General features: G+C 72.2%; 21 protein-coding genes. 13 read left to right on the forward strand and 8 right to left on the reverse strand.

Annotated features, from left to right (window positions below; genetic code table 11):
- Positions 1-774: RNA methyltransferase (locus tag AB0G02_RS06140; protein WP_360790161.1), on the reverse strand; the 774-nt coding region annotated here is incomplete at its 3' end.
- Between the two features lie 12 nt (positions 775-786).
- Between AB0G02_RS06140 and AB0G02_RS06145 the strand changes: the two genes are divergently transcribed.
- From AB0G02_RS06145 to AB0G02_RS06155, 3 genes are read left to right on the forward strand one after another with little or no spacing between them, the layout of a single operon-like run.
- Complete coding sequence (locus AB0G02_RS06145; RefSeq protein WP_360790066.1) at positions 787-1,455, forward strand: phosphotransferase; 669 nt, start codon at positions 787-789, stop codon at positions 1,453-1,455.
- A 10-nt stretch (positions 1,456-1,465) separates the two neighbouring features.
- Positions 1,466-2,842: a wax ester/triacylglycerol synthase family O-acyltransferase gene (locus AB0G02_RS06150; RefSeq protein ID WP_360790068.1), complete on the forward strand. Its 1,377-nt coding sequence runs from the start codon at positions 1,466-1,468 to the stop codon at positions 2,840-2,842.
- Entirely contained in the window at positions 2,839-3,330 is a 492-nt protein-coding gene (locus AB0G02_RS06155) for a hypothetical protein (RefSeq protein WP_360790071.1), read from the forward strand. Before AB0G02_RS06150 ends, AB0G02_RS06155 begins: the two co-directional genes overlap by 4 nt.
- Before the next feature lie 47 nt (positions 3,331-3,377).
- On the opposite strand, the gene AB0G02_RS06160 is transcribed toward AB0G02_RS06155, so the two are convergent.
- Positions 3,378-3,746, reverse strand: coding sequence for a VOC family protein (locus AB0G02_RS06160; protein WP_360790074.1), 369 nt, complete (start codon positions 3,744-3,746; stop codon positions 3,378-3,380).
- 218 nt (positions 3,747-3,964) lie between these two features.
- Between AB0G02_RS06160 and AB0G02_RS06165 the strand changes: the two genes are divergently transcribed.
- Entirely contained in the window at positions 3,965-4,438 is a 474-nt protein-coding gene (locus tag AB0G02_RS06165) for a carboxymuconolactone decarboxylase family protein (RefSeq protein ID WP_360790164.1), read from the forward strand.
- 136 nt (positions 4,439-4,574) lie between these two features.
- On the opposite strand, the gene rsgA is transcribed toward AB0G02_RS06165, so the two are convergent.
- Together rsgA and aroA are read right to left on the reverse strand one after the other, a co-directional pair.
- Positions 4,575-5,585, reverse strand: coding sequence for a ribosome small subunit-dependent GTPase A (gene rsgA, locus AB0G02_RS06170; protein ID WP_360790077.1), 1,011 nt, complete (start codon positions 5,583-5,585; stop codon positions 4,575-4,577).
- 1 nt (position 5,586) lies between these two features.
- Positions 5,587-6,873, reverse strand: coding sequence for a 3-phosphoshikimate 1-carboxyvinyltransferase (gene aroA, locus AB0G02_RS06175; RefSeq protein WP_360790080.1), 1,287 nt, complete (start codon positions 6,871-6,873; stop codon positions 5,587-5,589).
- Between the two features lie 98 nt (positions 6,874-6,971).
- Between aroA and AB0G02_RS06180 the strand changes: the two genes are divergently transcribed.
- Both AB0G02_RS06180 and AB0G02_RS06185 read left to right on the forward strand, forming a co-directional pair.
- The gene (locus AB0G02_RS06180; protein WP_360790167.1) at positions 6,972-7,733 is read left to right on the forward strand and encodes an SOS response-associated peptidase; all 762 of its coding nucleotides are present in this window, start codon (positions 6,972-6,974) and stop codon (positions 7,731-7,733) included.
- A complete protein-coding gene (locus AB0G02_RS06185) occupies positions 7,730-8,344 on the forward strand; it encodes an alpha/beta family hydrolase (protein ID WP_360790083.1) in 615 nt (204 codons plus the stop codon). Before AB0G02_RS06180 ends, AB0G02_RS06185 begins: the two co-directional genes overlap by 4 nt.
- Before the next feature lie 20 nt (positions 8,345-8,364).
- Here the strand turns inward: AB0G02_RS06185 and ybaK are convergent, their stop codons facing one another.
- Entirely contained in the window at positions 8,365-8,841 is a 477-nt protein-coding gene (gene ybaK / locus AB0G02_RS06190; RefSeq protein ID WP_360790086.1) for a Cys-tRNA(Pro) deacylase, read from the reverse strand.
- Between the two features lie 215 nt (positions 8,842-9,056).
- Between ybaK and AB0G02_RS06195 the strand changes: the two genes are divergently transcribed.
- The 4 genes from AB0G02_RS06195 to AB0G02_RS06210 all read left to right on the forward strand — a co-directional run bounded on the left by AB0G02_RS06195 (position 9,057) and on the right by AB0G02_RS06210 (position 11,942).
- The gene (locus AB0G02_RS06195) at positions 9,057-9,680 is read left to right on the forward strand and encodes a sigma-70 family RNA polymerase sigma factor (RefSeq protein ID WP_141980630.1); all 624 of its coding nucleotides are present in this window, start codon (positions 9,057-9,059) and stop codon (positions 9,678-9,680) included.
- Complete coding sequence (rsrA, locus tag AB0G02_RS06200) at positions 9,680-9,997, forward strand: mycothiol system anti-sigma-R factor (RefSeq protein ID WP_360790090.1); 318 nt, start codon at positions 9,680-9,682, stop codon at positions 9,995-9,997. The genes AB0G02_RS06195 and rsrA overlap by 1 nt, the downstream gene beginning before the upstream one ends.
- 250 nt (positions 9,998-10,247) lie before the next feature.
- On the forward strand, positions 10,248-10,463 hold the full coding sequence (locus AB0G02_RS06205) for a biotin/lipoyl-binding carrier protein (protein ID WP_073891345.1): 216 nt from the start codon (positions 10,248-10,250) through the stop codon (positions 10,461-10,463).
- Positions 10,464-11,942: a histidine kinase N-terminal domain-containing protein gene (locus tag AB0G02_RS06210; RefSeq protein ID WP_360790170.1), complete on the forward strand. Its 1,479-nt coding sequence runs from the start codon at positions 10,464-10,466 to the stop codon at positions 11,940-11,942.
- 143 nt (positions 11,943-12,085) lie between these two features.
- Here AB0G02_RS06210 and AB0G02_RS06215 read toward each other — a convergent pair whose 3' ends face one another.
- Together AB0G02_RS06215 and AB0G02_RS06220 are read right to left on the reverse strand one after the other, a co-directional pair.
- Positions 12,086-12,340 (reverse strand): WhiB family transcriptional regulator, encoded by a 255-nt coding sequence (locus tag AB0G02_RS06215; RefSeq protein ID WP_053719541.1) that lies wholly within the window; start codon positions 12,338-12,340, stop codon positions 12,086-12,088.
- Positions 12,341-12,566: 226 nt separating this feature from the next.
- Positions 12,567-13,508, reverse strand: coding sequence for a diacylglycerol kinase family protein (locus tag AB0G02_RS06220; RefSeq protein WP_360790094.1), 942 nt, complete (start codon positions 13,506-13,508; stop codon positions 12,567-12,569).
- A 284-nt stretch (positions 13,509-13,792) separates the two neighbouring features.
- Here AB0G02_RS06220 and AB0G02_RS06225 point away from each other — a divergent pair, with 284 nt between their 5' ends.
- From AB0G02_RS06225 to AB0G02_RS06235, 3 genes are all read left to right on the forward strand, one after another.
- Positions 13,793-14,200 (forward strand): hypothetical protein, encoded by a 408-nt coding sequence (locus AB0G02_RS06225; protein WP_360790097.1) that lies wholly within the window; start codon positions 13,793-13,795, stop codon positions 14,198-14,200.
- 137 nt (positions 14,201-14,337) lie between these two features.
- Positions 14,338-15,087, forward strand: a complete 750-nt coding sequence (locus AB0G02_RS06230) for a trypsin-like serine protease (protein WP_360790100.1) — start codon at positions 14,338-14,340, stop codon at positions 15,085-15,087.
- A 199-nt stretch (positions 15,088-15,286) separates the two neighbouring features.
- Entirely contained in the window at positions 15,287-16,093 is an 807-nt protein-coding gene (locus AB0G02_RS06235; RefSeq protein ID WP_360790103.1) for an SAM-dependent methyltransferase, read from the forward strand.
- 4 nt (positions 16,094-16,097) lie between these two features.
- Here the strand turns inward: AB0G02_RS06235 and AB0G02_RS06240 are convergent, their stop codons facing one another.
- Positions 16,098-16,550 carry a MarR family transcriptional regulator gene (locus AB0G02_RS06240; protein WP_360790106.1) on the reverse strand — a complete coding sequence of 151 codons (453 nt, stop codon included), beginning with the start codon at positions 16,548-16,550 and terminating at the stop codon, positions 16,098-16,100.
- Between the last annotated feature and the right edge of the window lie 19 nt (positions 16,551-16,569).

Here is a 16,569-nt window from a genome sequence, read left to right on the forward strand (position 1 = left end):
CTCGAAGCACAGCACGGCCGCCGCGCTGGCCACGTTCAGCGACTCCACCCCCGCCGCCATCGGGATCGACAGCCACCCGGTCACGTGCGGCCGCACGTCGTCGGAGATGCCCGCCGTCTCGCTGCCCAGCACGAACGCCGCCCGCTCCGGCAGATCGGCCGAGTACACCGACGACCGGGCCCCGGCGTCCAGCGCGTAGACCGGGTAACCGGCCTCCCGCAGCGCGGCGACGGCCTCCCCGGCGGTGGCGCAGCGCAGCACCGGCGCGCGGAACGCGACCCCGGCCGACGCCTTGACCACCATCGGGTCGATCGACGCCACACCCCGCCGCGGCACGACGATGCCGTCCATCCCCGCCGCCGTGGCGGTGCGCAGGATCATGCCGACGTTCGCCGGAGTGGTGATCCCGTCGAGCACCAGCACGCCCCGCGGCCGGTCCCGCAGCGCGACCGAGAGCGGGCGCATCCGCGGCGCGACGACGTCGGCCAGCACGCCCTGGTCCTGCTTGCCGTTGCCGGCCAGCACCTTGACCCGCTGCGCGGTCGCCCGCTGGACCGCGACGCCGCGCCGGTTGGCCGCGTCCAGGATCTCCCGGGCGGCCGGACCGCGGGCCGTGTCGGCGAGCACGACCTTGTCGACGTCGAGGCGCGGGTCGTCCAGCGCCTCCAGCACGGGCTTGCGGCCGTACACGGTGACGAACTTGTCCTTGGGTGACACATCCACGGAGCAAGTGTCCTCTACCCGTTTGGGGCTTGTTTCTTCGCTGTCAATCATGATGATCGTCACATGGCATCGCGCGACGAGGCGCACCGCTTGCTGGCCAGCGGCCGGGAGGCGGACGTCTACCTGCGTCCCGACGGTCTGCTCGTCAAGCGCAGCCGCACGGGTCGCGACCCCGGGCCCGAGGCCGAGCTGATGCGCTACCTGCGCCGGCACGGCGTACCGGTGCCGAGGGTGGCGGACGTCTCGGAGACGGACCTGGTCATGGAGTACGTCCCCGGTCCGCGCATGTCGCAGGAGCTGGACGCGAAACCGTGGCGGGCCGGCGCGCTGGGCCGCGAGCTGGCCGAGCTGCACCGCAAGCTCGACGCGGTGCCCGCGCCCGCGTTCCTCGATGGCGACGGCGACCTGCTGCACCTCGACCTGCACCCCGGCAACGTGGTGCTGGGTCCGGAGGGCCCGGTGGTGGTCGACTGGGGCAGCGCGGTGAAGGGCGACCGGAAGGTCGACGTCGCGCTGAGCTGGTTGGCGATCGCGGTGGCGCCGCTGCGGCCGTTCAAGCGGCTCGCCCGGTCGCGGATGGTGCGCGGGTTCCTGTCCGGCGTCGACGGGTCGGTGCGGGTCGAGGCACGTCGGGCCATGCCGGCCGCCGCGGCGATCAGGCTGTCCCGGCACGATCGCGACGAAGCGGAGGTCAGCGCCGTGCAGCGGCTCGTGCGGTACTGCACCGACTAGCCTTGACCACATGCCCGACCGCCTGTCCGCGCTGGACGCCTCGTTCCTGTACCTGGAGGACTCCACGACGCCGATGCACGTCGGTGGGGTGGCGGTGTTCCGCCGTCCGCGCACGGGCTTCGACTACGACCGGCTGGTCGACCTGATCGAGCAGCGGCTGTCGCTGGTGCCGCGGTACCGGCAGAAGGTCGTGCACGTGCCGGGCCGGCTGGCGAGACCGGTGTGGGTGGACGACGCGGACTTCGACGTCACCTACCACGTGCGGCGGTCGGCGCTGCCGAAACCGGGCAGCGACCAGCAGTTGCACGACCTGGTGGCGCGGCTGATGTCCCGGCCGCTGGACCACACCCGCCCGCTGTGGGAGGTCTACCTGGTCGAGGGCCTGGCCCGGAACCGGACCGCGGTGATCACCAAGACGCACCAGGCGATGGTGGACGGGCTCGGGGCGCCGGAGATCGGCCAGGTCATGCTGGACGCGTCGGCCACGCCCCGGCCGCCGGTGGAGTCGCTGTGGATGCCGTCGCCGGAGCCGAGCGGGTTGCAGCTGGTGGCCGACGCGGTGGCCGAGGTGGTGCAGCGGCCCGGTGAGCTGGTGGAGAACGTCCGCTCGGCCACGATGGACACGGTGGAGACGGTGCGCAAGGTCGCCGGCGTGTTCGGCGGGTTGGCCTCCGCGGTGCGGACCGCCGCGACGCCCGCGCCCGGCAGCCCGTTGAACGTGCGGATCTCGCCGCAGCGGCGGTTCGCGGTGGCGCGCACCCGGTTGGACGTGCTGCGCGACATCCGGCGCGTGCACGGCGGCACGGTGAACGACGGTGTGCTCGCGGTGCTGTCCGGGGCGTTGCGGAACTGGCTGCTGTCGCGGGGCGAGGTGGTGACGGCCGGGACGACGATCCGGGCGATGGCGCCGATGTCCGTCCGCGACGACGAGACCCGGGTGTCGGCGTACCTGGTGGACCTGCCGGTGGGCGAGCCGAACCCGGTCGTGCGGCTGCACCACGTGTCGCACGCGATGCGCGCGCACCAGGAGTCGGGGCAGTCGGTGGCGGCGCAGACGTTGGTGCGGTTCTCGGGCTTCGCGCCGCCCACGTTGCACGCCTTGGGCGCGCGGGCGGCGTCGTCGTTCTCGCGGCGGCTGTTCAACGTCGTGGTGACGAACGTGCCCGGCCCCCAGGTGCCGCTGTACGCGGCGGGGGCGAGGATGATCGAGATGTTCCCGGTCGTGCCGCTGGCGAAGAGCCAGGCGTTGTCGATCGGTGTGACGTCCTATGACGGCGGCGTGTACTTCGGTCTGAACGCCGACCGCGACGCGATGTCCGATGTGGACGTCCTGGCGGCGATGGTCGAGGAGTCGGTGGAGGAACTGATGGGAACGGTGTCCGCATGAGGGTGTACCTCCCGGCGACTGTCGCGATGTTGAGCGACCTGGTGGAGCGGGGCGAGTTCGTGCCGGTCGGCGGGACGGGGTTCGCCCTGACGCCCGCGTTGCGCGAGTCCTACGCGACCGGTGACACGGAGGAGCTGGAGTACTCCGCGATGCTCGACGCGGCGCGCGGTTCGCTGCGGCTGATCGCGGGCGACGAGAAGGCCGTGCCGCGGCGGGCGGTGGTGTCGGCGGACGTGCCGGACGCGAAGCTGCGGCCGGACCTGGACTTCTCGGTGGTGAAGCTGTCGGGGCCGGTGCCGATGAAGCTGATCGCCGCGATCCACCTGGACACGCTGGAGGCCGAGGACGACGTGCGCGCCGCCGCGGAGGTGATCGACGCGGCGGACCTGGGTGATCCGGACGCGGAGTTCGCGCTGGGCGGTGCGGAGGACCACGAGCTGGCCTGGTACGCGCCGCAGGAGCTGCCGTTCCTGCTGGAGCTGATGTAGCGGCCCGACGTCGTGCCCGCGGGCTCCGGTCGCCTGACCGGAGCCCTCTACATGCCGGGCGCCGGTTGCCAGAGCTCGATCCGGTTGCCCTCGGGGTCGACGCACCACCCGAACCGGCCGAACTCGGAGTCCTCGGTCTGCGGCAGCACCTCGACGCCGCGGCCGCGCAGCTGCGCCAACAGCGCGGCCAGGTCGTCCACCCGCAGGTTGATCATGGTCCGCTGGCCCGGTTCCCCGAAGTAGTCCGTGTCGTTGGCGAACAGCGCCAGGGTCGTCGTCTCCGCCTCACCCCAGTGGAACGTGATCGCACCGCTCGGACTCATCGGCACCCCGAGGTGCCGTCGGTACCACTCGGCCAGGCGCTCGGGGTTGCGGGCGCGCAGGAAGACACCGCCGATACCAGTCACCTTCGCCACGGCTGCGCACCGTACTACCGCCTGCCACCGCGAGCCCATGGAAGCGGTCACCTCGCCACCCGAACCGGTCAACGAAACGGCGCCGGCGTACGCACCGACCGCGTCGGCCGTGACTCTCCGCCGCGACCGGCCGGACGGTGGACGACCGGGTGTCACAGTTCGCCGTGCCCGGTCGTCCAGGTGGTGTGATCACCGACGACGGCAGGAGCGCACCGACGATGGAAGCCCGCTTGAACCTCCTCGACAACCCGGTCTCGGCCAACGCCCTGCGGAACTTCATCGCCGCCGACCGCGCGCTCAAGGACTCGACGGTGCCGCCCGCGACGCAGGAGCTGGTGAAGATCCGCGCCAGCCAGGTCAACGGCTGCGGGTTCTGCACCGACATGCACACCAAGGACGCGGCGCGGGCGGGGGAGACGTCCACCCGGCTCAACCTGGTGGCGACCTGGAGGGAGGCCTCGGTGTTCACCGAGGCTGAGCGCGCCGCCCTGGAGCTGGCGGAGGAGGGCACCCGCATCGCCGACGCGGCCGGTGGCGTCCCGGACGAGGTCTGGGCGCGCGCCGCGAAGCACTACGACGAGGACCAGCTCGCCGTCCTCGTGTCGCTCATCGCGCTGATCAACGCGTTCAACCGCGTCAACGTGATCATCCGGAAGCCCGCCGGCGACTACCGGCCCGGCCAGTTCGACTGACCGCAGGCAGCCGGTCCGGCCTCCCGAACCCCCGGCCGCGCGTCCTGAGCGTTCAACTCGGGTGTCCTGAGCGTAGGACTCTCGCGACGTGAACGTAGGACTCTCGCGGTCCGGGGGTAGGACACGCGGGAGGGGGTCAGTCGTACTCCTCCAGCTTGCCGCGGGAGGCCAGCAGGCGGCGCAGGGAGGCCAGGCGGCCGGGGGAGGCCTCGCCGGTGCGGACCAGCTCGTCCAGCATGCAGTCCGGGTCGTCCGGCTCGCCCAGGTGGCCGCAGCCCGACGGGCACTCCTCGGCCATCGCCTTCATGTCCGGGAAGGCGCCGACGATGTCGTCCGGCGTGATGTGCGCCAGGCCGAACGAGCGGATGCCCGGCGTGTCCACCGCCCAGCCGCCCTCGGGCAGCGGCAGCGCGACGGTCTGGGTCGACGTGTGCCGCCCCTTGCCCACGCCGCTGACCACGCCCACCGCCCGCCGCGCTTCCGGCACCAGCTTGTTGACCAGCGTCGACTTGCCCACGCCGGAGTGCCCGATCAACGCCGACAGCCGGTTCACCAGCCGTGCCCGCAGCTCTTCGGGGTCCTGGTCGGACCGCGTCACGACCACCGGCAGGTCCAGCTCGGCGTAGGCGGCGAGCAGGTCGTCCGGCGACGCCAGGTCGGACTTGGTCAGGCACAGCAGCGGCTCCAGGCCGCCCGCGTACGCGGCGACCAGGCACCGGTCGATGAAACCGCGGCGCGGCTGCGGGTCCGCCAGCGCCGACACGATCACGAGCTGCTGGGCGTTGGCCACCACGACCCGCTCGAACGGGTCGGTGTCGTCCGCCGTGCGCCGCAGCACGCTGCGCCGCTCCTCCACCCGCACGATCCGCGCCAACGTGTCCGGCTGACCGGTCGTGTCGCCCACCAACCCGACCTGGTCGCCCACGACGACCGGCGTGCGGCCCAGCTCCCGCGCCCGCATGGCGACGACCACGCGCGCCGGGTCGCCGTCCATCGCGCACGTCCAGCGCCCGCGGTCCACGCCGACGACCATGGCGGGCACCGCGTCCGCGTGCTCGGGCCTGCGCTTGCTGCGCGGCCGGGTCCCCTTGCCCGGCCGCACCCGCACGTCCGACTCGTCCAACCGCCGCCAGTCGCCGCGTGCCACGTCAGCGCGCCCCCGGCAGCGACAGCATCGACGCCCACATCCCCGGGAAGTCCGGGATCGTCTTGGTCGTCGACCCGATGTCGTCCACCGACACGCCCCCCACGACCAGGCCGATGATCGCGCCCGCGGTCGCCATCCGGTGATCGGCGTAGGCCTGCCACACCCCGCCGTGCAGCGGGCGCGGCGTGATGACCAGGCCGTCCTCGGTCTCCTCCGCGGCGCCGCCCACCCGGTTGATCTCGGTGACGAGCGCGGCCAGCCGGTCGGTCTCGTGGCCGCGGATGTGCGCGACGCCGCGGATGCGGCTCGGACCGTCGGCCAGCGCCGCGAGCGCCGCCACGGTCGGCGTCAGCTCGCTCTCGTCGCGCAGGTCCACGTCGATGCCGGTCAACCGGTCGGGGCCGCGCAGGACGAGCCCGGCGTCGGTCAGCTCGACCGCGCACCCCATCCGCTCGAACAGCTCCCGCACCGCGCCGCCCGGCTGGGTGGTCTCCGCCGGCCACCCCGGGATCGTCACCTCACCGCCGGTCACGGCCGCCGCCGCCAGGAACGGGGTGGCGTTGGACAGGTCCGGCTCCACGTGCCAGTCCCGGCCCCGGACCGGGCCCGGCTCGACCCGCCACACGTCCGGCGTCGAGTCGTCCACCACGACCCCCGCCTGGCGCAGCATCGTCACGGTCATCCCGATGTGCGGAAGCGACGGCACCGGCTTGCCGGGGACGTCGGCGCGGTGCCGGACGGTCACGCCGCCCTCGTACCGCGCGCCCGACAGCAGCAGCCCGGACACGAACTGGGACGACGCCGACGCGTCGATGGTCACCTCGCCGCCGGGCACCCCGCCCTTGCCGTGCAGCGTGAACGGCAGCGCGTCGCCCGCCACGTCCGCGCCCAGCGCCCGCAGCGCGGACAGGATCGTGGTCATCGGCCGGTTCCGCGCGTGCGGGTCGCCGTCGAAGGTGATCTCCCCGACCGCGAGCGCCGCGGCGGGCGGCAGGAACCGCATCACGGTGCCCGCGAGCCCGCAGTCGATCTCCGCCGGACCTCGCATCGCACCGGGTGTGACCTGCCAGGACCCGTCCGGACCGTCGACGACGCCCACGCCGAGGGACCGCAGCGCGGCGACCATCAGGGTGGTGTCGCGGCTGCGCAGCGGGGCGTGGACGGTGGACGCGCGGTCGGCCAGCGCGGCCAGCACGAGCGTCCGGTTGGTGATCGACTTGGAACCGGGCACGGGTACCGTCGCGTGGACCGGGCCGTCGGCGGTGGGAGCGGACCACTGCTGAGTCATGGCTTGATGATTCCGCATCGGGTGGTCGACAGCTCGCACCGGGCTTTCCGACGTGCGACGATGGCGTGCCCGAGGCTGATGCTGGAGAGGTGATCGGTGTGTGCGGCAGGTACGCGTCCACCAAGAACCCCGCGCTGCTCGCGGCGGAGTTCGACGCGGTCGACGGCACCGAGGGCGACGCGCCGGGCCCCGACTACAACGTCGCCCCGACCAAGCAGGTGCTCGCCGTCGTCGAGCGGCACCCGCGTGACGACGAGGGCAACCCCGACCCGGAGACCACCGAGCGCAGCGTCCGCGTGATGCGCTGGGGCCTGGTCCCGCACTGGGCCAAGGACCTGTCCGGCGCCGCGAAGATGATCAACGCGCGGTCGGAGAGCGTGCTGGCCAAGCCCGCCTACCGCGACTCGGCGGCCAAGCGCCGGTGCATCGTCCCGGCCGCCGGCTGGTACGAGTGGCAGCCCGGCGAGGGCCGCAAGCAGCCGTACTTCATCAACCCGGGCGACGACTCCAGCATCGCCATGGCCGGCATCTGGTCGGTGTGGTGGCAGCAGGAGGGCGACGAGCGCAAGCCGGTCATCACCTGCGCCGTGCTCACCACGGACGCCATCGGCGAGATGACCTCGGTGCACCACCGGATGCCGCTGGTGCTGCCGAAGGACCGCTGGGCGGCGTGGCTGGACCCGGACAACAACGACCCCGCGGACCTGCTCGTGCCCGACCTCGACCTGGTCGACGCGCTGGAGCTGCGGCCGGTGTCGATGAAGGTCAACAGCATCAAGAACAACGACCCGTCGCTGATGGAAGCGGTCGCGCTGGGGGAGTCCGAGAAGCCGGAGCCCACCTTGTTCGAGCTGACATGACCTCCCGGGTCGTCGACACCCCGCACGGACCGGCACGGGCCGAGCTGCACTGCGCCGCCGAGGGCCGGGCCGTGCTGCTCCTCGGGCACGGCGCGGGCGGCGGGATCGCCGCGCCCGACCTGGTGGCGGCGACCAGGGCGGCGATCGACGCGGGCGTGCACGTGGCGCTGGTCGAGCAGCCGTACCGGGTGGCGGGCAGGCGTGCGCCCGCGCCCGCCAAGCAGCTCGACGCGGCGTGGCTCGCGGTGGCCGACGAACTGGGCGCCGGCTGGTTCGCGGACCTGCCGATGGTGTTCGGCGGCCGGTCGTCCGGCGCGCGGGTGGCCTGCCGGACGTCGTCGGAGGGGCAGGCGGTGGCCGTGCTGTGCCTGGCGTTCCCGGTGCACCCGCCGGGCAGGCCGGAGAAGTCCCGGATGCCCGAGCTGGACGCCGTCGAGGTCGCCACGCTCGTGGTGCAGGGCCGCAACGACCCGTTCGGCCAACCGGAGCCCGCGCACCACCGCGACGTCGTGCTGCTGCCCGGCGACCACAACCTCAAGGCGGACGTGGCCGCGGTGGGCCGCGCCGTGGGCGAGTGGCTGAGCCGGGTCCTGCGCCCGCTGGAGGTCTGAGCCCGCTGGAGGTCCGGGCCTCAGGCCGAGATCGGCGCCACGACCGCCTGCGTGAGCCTGACCAGGTCCTCCGGCGCGATCTCGACCTCCAGCCCGCGCCGTCCGGCGGAGCAGTAGATGGTGTCGAAGCCCTCCGCGGACGCGTCCAGCGCCACCGGCAGCCGCTTCTTCTGCCCCAACGGCGAGATGCCGCCCGCCACGTACCCGGTGGCCCGCTCGGCCGCCGCGACGTCGGCCATCTTCGCCTTCTTCCCGCCCACGGCGGCCGCCAGCGCCTTCAGGTCGAGCTGCCCGGTGACCGGAACCACACCGACGGCCAACCTGCCGTCGACCTCCGCCACCAGCGTCTTGAACACCCGCTCGGGCGGGATGCCCAACGCCTCCGCCGCCTCCAGCCCGTACGACTCGTGGCGGGGGTCGTGCTCGTACGCGTGCAGCGCGTAGGCCACCTTCTGCTTGTCCAGCAACGCGGTGGCGGGCGTCCCACGTCCGGCCATGATCGCGCACCCTAGTGCAGGGAATGCCCGGCGCGGCCCTCGCGTTGGTGCCGGATGTGGCTACCGAGGTGATGGACCAGCACGCCGCCAGGCAGGTCAGGGCACGCCCCCCGCGTGGCTCCGCTCACTGCCGTCCGGGCGACCGCCGCGTATCCTCGACTGCGTCCCAGACAGTACCGGCCACCGCGCTGACCAGCCGGTGGGAAGGGAGCGCGGTGCCAGCCACGCGAACGCAGGACACGCCGACTGACGAGACGACGGCAGAGCGCGCAGCCAGGTTCGAGCGCGACGCGATGCCGATGCTCGACCAGTTGTACTCGGCGGCCCTGCGGATGACCCGCAACCCGGCCGACGCCGAGGACCTGGTCCAGGAGACCTACCTCAAGGCGTACGCGGCCTTCGCGTCCTTCTCCCAGGGCACGAACCTCAAGGCCTGGCTGTACCGCATCCTCACCAACACCTACATCAACGGCTACCGCAAGAAGCAGCGCCAGCCGATCCAGCAGCCGACGGACGAGATCACGGACTGGCAGCTGGCGCAGGCGGAGAGCCACACGTCGACCGGGTTGCGGTCGGCCGAGGTGGAGGCGATGGACCGGCTGCCGGACTCAGACGTCAAGGAAGCGCTGCAGCGGTTGCCCGAGGAGTTCCGGATCGCGGTCTACCTCGCGGACGTGGAGGGCTTCGCCTACAAGGAGATCGCAGACATCATGGGCACCCCCATCGGCACCGTGATGTCCCGGTTGCACCGGGGCCGCAGGCAGCTTCGCGACCAGTTGGCGGACACCGCGCGCGAGCGCGGCATCATCCGCGACGGTCACCAGGAGGTGGCGGGCTGATGAGCTGCGGCGAACACCACGAGACGGACTGCTCCGAGGTCCTGTCCGAGGTCTACCTGTTCCTCGACCACGAGTGCGACGAGAAGCGCAAGAGCCTGCTCCAGACCCACCTGGAGGAGTGCCACCCGTGCCTGGAGCAGTACGGCATCGAGGAGCACCTCAAGGCGCTGCTGGCCCGCAAGTGCGGCGGCGAGCACGCCCCCGAGGAGCTGCGGCGCCGCCTGCGCGCCCGGCTCTACCAGACCGCGGACGCGACGACGCTGGAGGTCGAGGTCACCACGACGGTGACCACGCAGGCCGAGCCGTCCGACCGCTGAGGCGCACCCAGGACGCGCGAAGGGCCCCGGAGCTGCTGCTCCGGGGCCCTTCGCACGCGTGACGTCGGTCAGGCGTTGGGGCGCTTCCCGTGGTTGGCGCCACCCTTCTTGCGGTCGCGGCGCTTGCGGGCACGCTTCGACATGGGGTTCTCCTAGTGCTCGAACTACCTCACGACAGTGTGTCACGTGGTCACCTGAGCGGAGCACGGGGCCTGAATCGTGGTTGGATGGGCGCGGACGAAGGAGGACCATGGCCGAGGAAATCCGGGCCGAGATCGTGGCGAACGTGGCCCAGATCGCTGTCAAAGAGGGTGACGAGGTCACGCACGAGACCACGCTCGTGGTGCTCGAGAGCATGAAGATGGAGATCCCCGTCCTCCCCGAGGGCGCGGGCAGGATCACCCGCATCGCCGTGTCCCCCGGTGACGTGGTCCAGGAGGGCGACCTCATCGCGGTGGTGGAGTAGCTGTCCACGCTCACCGACCTCCTGGCGGAGCACACCAAGCTCTCCGGCGGCGCCGTCGACCACCTGCAGCTCGTCGTGGCCGAGTGGCAGCTCCTGTCCGACCTGAGCTTCGCGGACTTCCTGATGTGGGTGCCGCTGGACGACACGACGTTCCTGTGCGTCGCCCAGGCCCGGCCCACCACCGCGCCCACCGCGCACCCCGAGGACGTCGTGGGCAGCATGGTGGACGTCGAGGAGCACCCGCAGCTGCGCCGCGCCATGAGCGAGGCCCGGATCTGCCGCGAGGAGGACCCGCGCTGGCACCTGGGCGTGCCGGTCCGCCGCGAGGCCATCCCGGTCAAGCGCGACGGCGAGGTCATCGGCGTGCTCAGCCGCAACACGAACCTGGCCGTGCCGCGCGTGCCGAGCCCGCTGGAGATCTCCTACCTGGGCAGCGCCGCCGACCTGTGCCAGATGATCTCGGACGGGACGTTCCCGACCACCGAGCCGTCCCCGGACGTGCACACCAGCCCGCGGGTCGGTGACGGCCTGATCCGGCTGGACGCCTCGGGCGCGGTGGTGTTCGCGAGCCCCAACGCGCTGAGCGCCTACCACCGCATGGGCCACGCGTCGGACCTGGTCGGCGTGCACCTCGCGCCGCTGACCAGGTCGCTGATCGGTGACCCGTTCGACGCGACGGAGGTCGCGCAGCGCATCCGGGCGGCCCTGGACGGCCAGCCCAGCATGCGCATCGAGGCCGAGTCGCGCCGGGGCGCCGCGGTGCTGTTCCGCGCCCTGCCGCTGCGGCCCCGGGGCAGCGCGGCCGGTGCGCTGGTGCTGTGCCGGGACGTCACCGAGGTCCGCCGCCGCGACCGCGCCCTGATGTCGAAGGACGCGACGATCCGCGAGATCCACCACCGGGTGAAGAACAACCTGCAGACCGTGGCCGCGCTGCTGCGGCTGCAGAGCAGGCGGACCAGCAGCGAGGAGGCGCGCGAGGCGCTGGCCGAGTCGGTGCGCCGGGTCACGTCCATCGCGCTGGTGCACGAGACGCTGTCCATGTCGGTGGACGAGCGGGTGGACCTCGACGACGTGGTGGACAAGGTCATCCCGATGATGTCGGACGTGGCCGCCACCGAGTCGCAGGTGGTGGTCCGCCGCGAGGGCCCGTTCGGCATCGTGCAGGCCGAGCTCGCGACCCCGCTGGTGATGGTCCTGACCGAACTCGTGCAGAACGCGTTCGAGCACGCCTACGCGGCCGGCCAGCGCGGCGAGGTGGTCGTGCACGCCGAGCGCTCGGCCAAGTGGCTGGACGTGGTGATCTCGGACGACGGCCGCGGCCTGCCCCAGGGCTTCTCGCTGGAGCGCACCGACCGGCTCGGCCTGCAGATCGTCCGGACGCTGGTGGAGTCCGAACTCAGGGGCTCGTTGAGCTTGCGGCGCAGACCCCGAGGCGGTACAGAGGCGGTCCTGCGCGTACCGCTCAGAGCGCGGCGTTAGACTGTTCCCGTGCACACGTGACGACCTACCTCAGCGGAGTCACGTGGGTCACGCGGGAGGGTGTGCAACAAGACGAAAGGCCCGACACCTGGCACGGTGTCGGGCCTTTCGTGTGCTTGCCGGAGGTCGGCTCCGCTACGCGCTCAGGCGTTGCTGCGAGCCCGGGTGCGAGCGTTGCGGCGCTTGAGCGCGCGACGCTCGTCTTCGCTCATCCCGCCCCACACGCCGGCGTCCTGGCCGCTCTCCAACGCCCACGAGAGGCAGTCGGAGACGACGGGGCAACGGCGGCAGACGGTCTTCGCCTCGGCGATCTGCAGGAGCGCAGGACCGCTGTTCCCCACGGGGAAGAACAGCTCGGGGTCCTCGTCGCGGCAGATCGCGCGGTGGCGCCAGTCCATTGGAACTACTCCTCAGCTAGGCGCGCGCGAGAGCGCGCCACTCGTCAGCGGTCGGTTTTGGGGTGCTTGTGAATGCTTTCACGAACGGCGGGGATGTCAAGGGTTTAGCACCAACCCGGTGAGTGAACTCACCCGAAAGATCGACTCAGCTCACCGGAAAGGTCACGCTGCGACGTCATACCTGGTCACAACATCGCGGCTGGGTACCGAGGCGGTCACGTGACGGTCACACGGCGACCGTGAGCGCCCCTCGCACCCCGGTGAACTCCACCTCGGTGCACGTGCCGAGCAGGTCTCCGTCCACCTGCAGGTTGACGGCCTCCCGGCTCGTCACCCGGACGTACTCGACGTCATCGCGCCGGAGCAGGTTCCCACCTTTGGGGTTCCCATCCGTGGCCAAGAGATGCGCGACATAGCGAAGAACTGTCGGCAATCCCATCCCGTGGAGCGCGAACAGGCCCAGACCGCCGTCGAACGAGGTGCTGGGGTTGAGCCGGATCGCCTTGTCGCCGAGGTAGGTCCACGGGTCGGTGTTGGACACGAACGCCAGCCGCACGTCCTCGAACAGCGGTTCGTCGGGGATCTGCACGGTCAGCGTCGGCGGCTGTCTGCGCTGGTTGAAGTAGCTGGTCAGCGCGGTGCGCGCGTAGAGCGCGGGCGAGGCCTGACGGCCCTTGGCCCGTTGCTCCTCGACGTTCGCGACGACGTCCGCGTCCCAGCCGACGCCCGCGTTGAAGGTGAACCAGCGGTCGTGGTCCGAGCCACCGGTGGACGACACGTGCCCGAGGCTGACCCGGCGGCTGGTGCCGTGCTCGATGGCCTGCAACAACCGGTAGGTGGCCTCGACCGGGTCGCGCGGCAGGCCGAGCGCGCCCGCGAACACGTTCGCGGACCCTCCCGGCACCACGCCGAGCATGGGCAGGCCGGGCCGGGCGCCGCGCCGCAGCACGCCGTTGACCACCTCGTTGACCGTGCCGTCGCCGCCGTGGGCCACGACCAGGTCGTACCCGTCCACCACGGCCTGCGCCGCGGCGTCCGCCGCGTGACCGCGGTAGTCCGTCTCCACGACGTCGAGCTTCACGTCGCTGGCCAGTGCGTGCGCGAGCACGTCCCGACCGGCAGGCGTGGTAGCCGTTGCCTGCGGGTTCACCACCAGAAGTGCGCGCACCCTTGCAGAGTAGGACAGCGCGTGACTTCGGACAGATCGCGCGTCACTCGGTAGGGGGTTCCAGCACGCCCAGAAGTGGCCGACATCTCCTTCCGTGCCCGCTCGCGCGGGGGTCAGCGTTGCCCTGCGTCTCGCGACAAGTGCACCCCGACCCGACCGCCGGCTCGCCGAAGACTCCTGCGATCTTCGCGCTTGGGGCGGTCGAGCGGGACACGCCAACCGGGTGGCCTACGATGCGTGACGAGTACGCACCGTGAGGAATGGCCCAGTTGAGAGGGCGCAGCGTGTCGACCGAGAGCAGGGTCCCACCGGCGGTCCGGGCAGCCGGTGCGCTGACCGCGTTGCAGGGCTTGACCGGGTTGGCCTTCGCCGTCGCGCTGGTGGCGCGCTCCTTCACCGCCGAGAAGACCGGCGGGGTGCTCGGCGAGGCCGCCTACTTCACCGTGCTGTCGGCCGGTGTGCTCGTCGCCGGCGGCGGCCTGGTGCTGGGCAAGCACTGGGGGCGCACGCCGTCGGTCGTGGTGCAGCTCCTCCTGCTGGGTGTCGCCTGGTACACGTACGGGCCGTCCGGTCAGCAGCTGTGGGGTTCGCTGCTCGGCGCGTACGCCCTGGGGACGCTCGTGCTGCTGTTCACCAACCCGGTGCGCCGTTGGGCGCTCGGCGCGGACGAGGACGACGAGGCCGCAAGCTAGTCCGCGACTGGGGCATTCGGCTCCCGACCTTCGTCTGGCTGCCCGCCGACTAACGGCGGGTGGCCACCGTCACTCCAACAGGTGACGCTGTGAGTGGTGAATTCACCACTCCCTGCGTTCGTTGAGGTGACAACTCCATGCGATTCACTCGCGCCCTGTCCGCGGTGGTCGGAGCCACTGCCGCGCTGCTGTCCGCGATCGCCCTGACCTCGGTCGCACCGACGGCCTCCGCCGAGGAGTCCGGCGGCGTCCAGCCGTACATCATCGGCGGTGGCACGGCGACCGACGCCCCGTGGGCCGCCCGCCTGTTCCGCAACGGCCAGCAGAACTGCTCGGCCACCATCATCGCCCCGACGTGGATCCTGACCGCGCAGCACTGCGTGGCCAGCTCCGGCACCTACACGTTCCGCATCGGCAGCCTCGACCAGACCAGCGGCGGCACCATGGCCACCGCGACCCAGATCATCCAGCACCCGTCCGTCGACCTGGCGCTCGCGCGGCTGGACCGGTCGGTGTCGGGCAGCTACGCGCCGCTGGGCACGACCACCGCCGTGCAGGTCGGGCAGACCGTGCAGCTGTACGGGTGGGGCGCCACGTGCACCGACCAGCCGGAGATCAACTGCCAGGCCCGCTACCTGAAGTACGCCAACACCCGCGTCACGTCGGTCAACGGTCGTGACTACCGCGGCGGCGTCGCGATTTCGGTGTCCCGCATCGACGGCATCGCCGCCGGCGGCGACTCGGGCGGCCCGATGTTCGCCACCAGCCCGGTCGACGGCCGCCGCTACCAGGTCGGCGTGGCGTCCACGAGCGACCGCTCCAGCCGGTCGAACTACACCGCGGTGACCCGTTACCGCGACTGGATCCGCTCCTACGCGGGCGTCTGACCGAGCCACCCGGCCGAGGGGGCTGGACCCTCCCCCTGCGCCGCCCCCTCGGCCGGGGCACCACGGCGTGAGCCGGGGCCACTCACCAGTCACAATCACCCTGCGTGTTCACCTTTGGCGGATGGACACGAACGGAGTAGCCAGATACGGTCTGGCAGGCGTTCACGCCGCTCCGGGTGCAGTCAGGGTGAGGTGCGCAGTGCAGAACCCCCCGAGTCGGGTGTCGACCAACGGTGACGTCGAGCGCCCCAACGTGGCCCGGTTGTACGACTACTACCTCGGCGGGGCCCACAACTTCGCCGTGGACCGCGAGTTCGCGGACCGGTCGACGTCCAGGATCCCGACCGCCGCGATGGTGCAGCACTCCCGCGCGTTCCTGCGCCGCGCCGTGCGGCTGTGCGTGGCGAACGGCATCCGCCAGTTCCTCGACCTCGGCTCCGGCATCCCGACCGCGGGCAACGTCCACGAGGTCGCCCAGCAGGCCGACCCGGCGTGCCGCGTGGTGTACGTCGACAACGAGCCCGCCACCGTCGCGCACAGCCGCACCATGCTGCGCGACAACGCGGGCGCGGCCATAGCGGAGGCCGACGTGCGGGACGTGGCGGCGGTGCTGGGCACCCCCGAGGTCCGCGCCCTGCTCGACCTGTCCCGGCCGGTCGCCGTGCTGATGGTGGCGATCCTGCCCTACCTCACCGACGACGACCGCCCGGCCGAGCTGGTCGGCCGGTACCGCGACGCGGTCGTGGGCGGCAGCTACCTGGTGCTCAGCCACTTGACCGCGGACGAGCAGCCGGAGCTGGTGCGCAAGGTGGTCGACGTGGCCGCCGAGACCATGTCGCCGGTCGTGGCGCGGTCGAAGTCCGACGTCGAGGCGATGCTCGACGGGTTCGACCTGCTCCCGCCCGGCCTGGTGCTGGCGACGTCGTGGCGCGGTGAGGGCGAGCCGGAGACCGGCGCGGAGGCGGTGTCCTACGGCGCGGTCGGCGTGAAGCGGCCGACCGCCTGAGGGTTCAGGTCACATCGGGGCCGCGCGGCGCCCGTCCTTCGGTGAGCAGGCGGGTCTGCTCCTTCAGCACGTCGACCGCGCGCGCCACCCAGTCCGCGACGACCTGCTGCTCCTGCGGGCTGTAGCGCGCGGTCAGCTCGCCCATGGCCGCGCCCAGCCCGGCGAAGACCTGGCCGAACGCGCCCGGGATCGCGCTGATCACCACCCGCCTCCGGTCGCCGGGGTCGGGTTCGCGCCGCACCAGGCCCGCGCGTTCGAGCCGGTCCGCGACGCCGGTGACCGCACCCGGCGTCAGGTTGATCTCCTTCGCCAGCTCACCGGCCGACATCGGGCCCTTGCCGGCGATGAGCGCGAGCGCGCGCTGGTCGACCGCCGTCACGCCCAGCCGTGCGCCGACGGCCTCGTGGAACGCGACGACCGCCGTGCTCAGCTCGCGTCCGTAGTCCCGCGCGTCCATGCCCTCACTTTACTGTGGT

Origin of the sequence: Actinosynnema sp. NPDC023658 (assembly GCF_040639995.1) — a bacterium.
GTDB lineage: Bacteria > Actinomycetota > Actinomycetes > Mycobacteriales > Pseudonocardiaceae > Actinosynnema.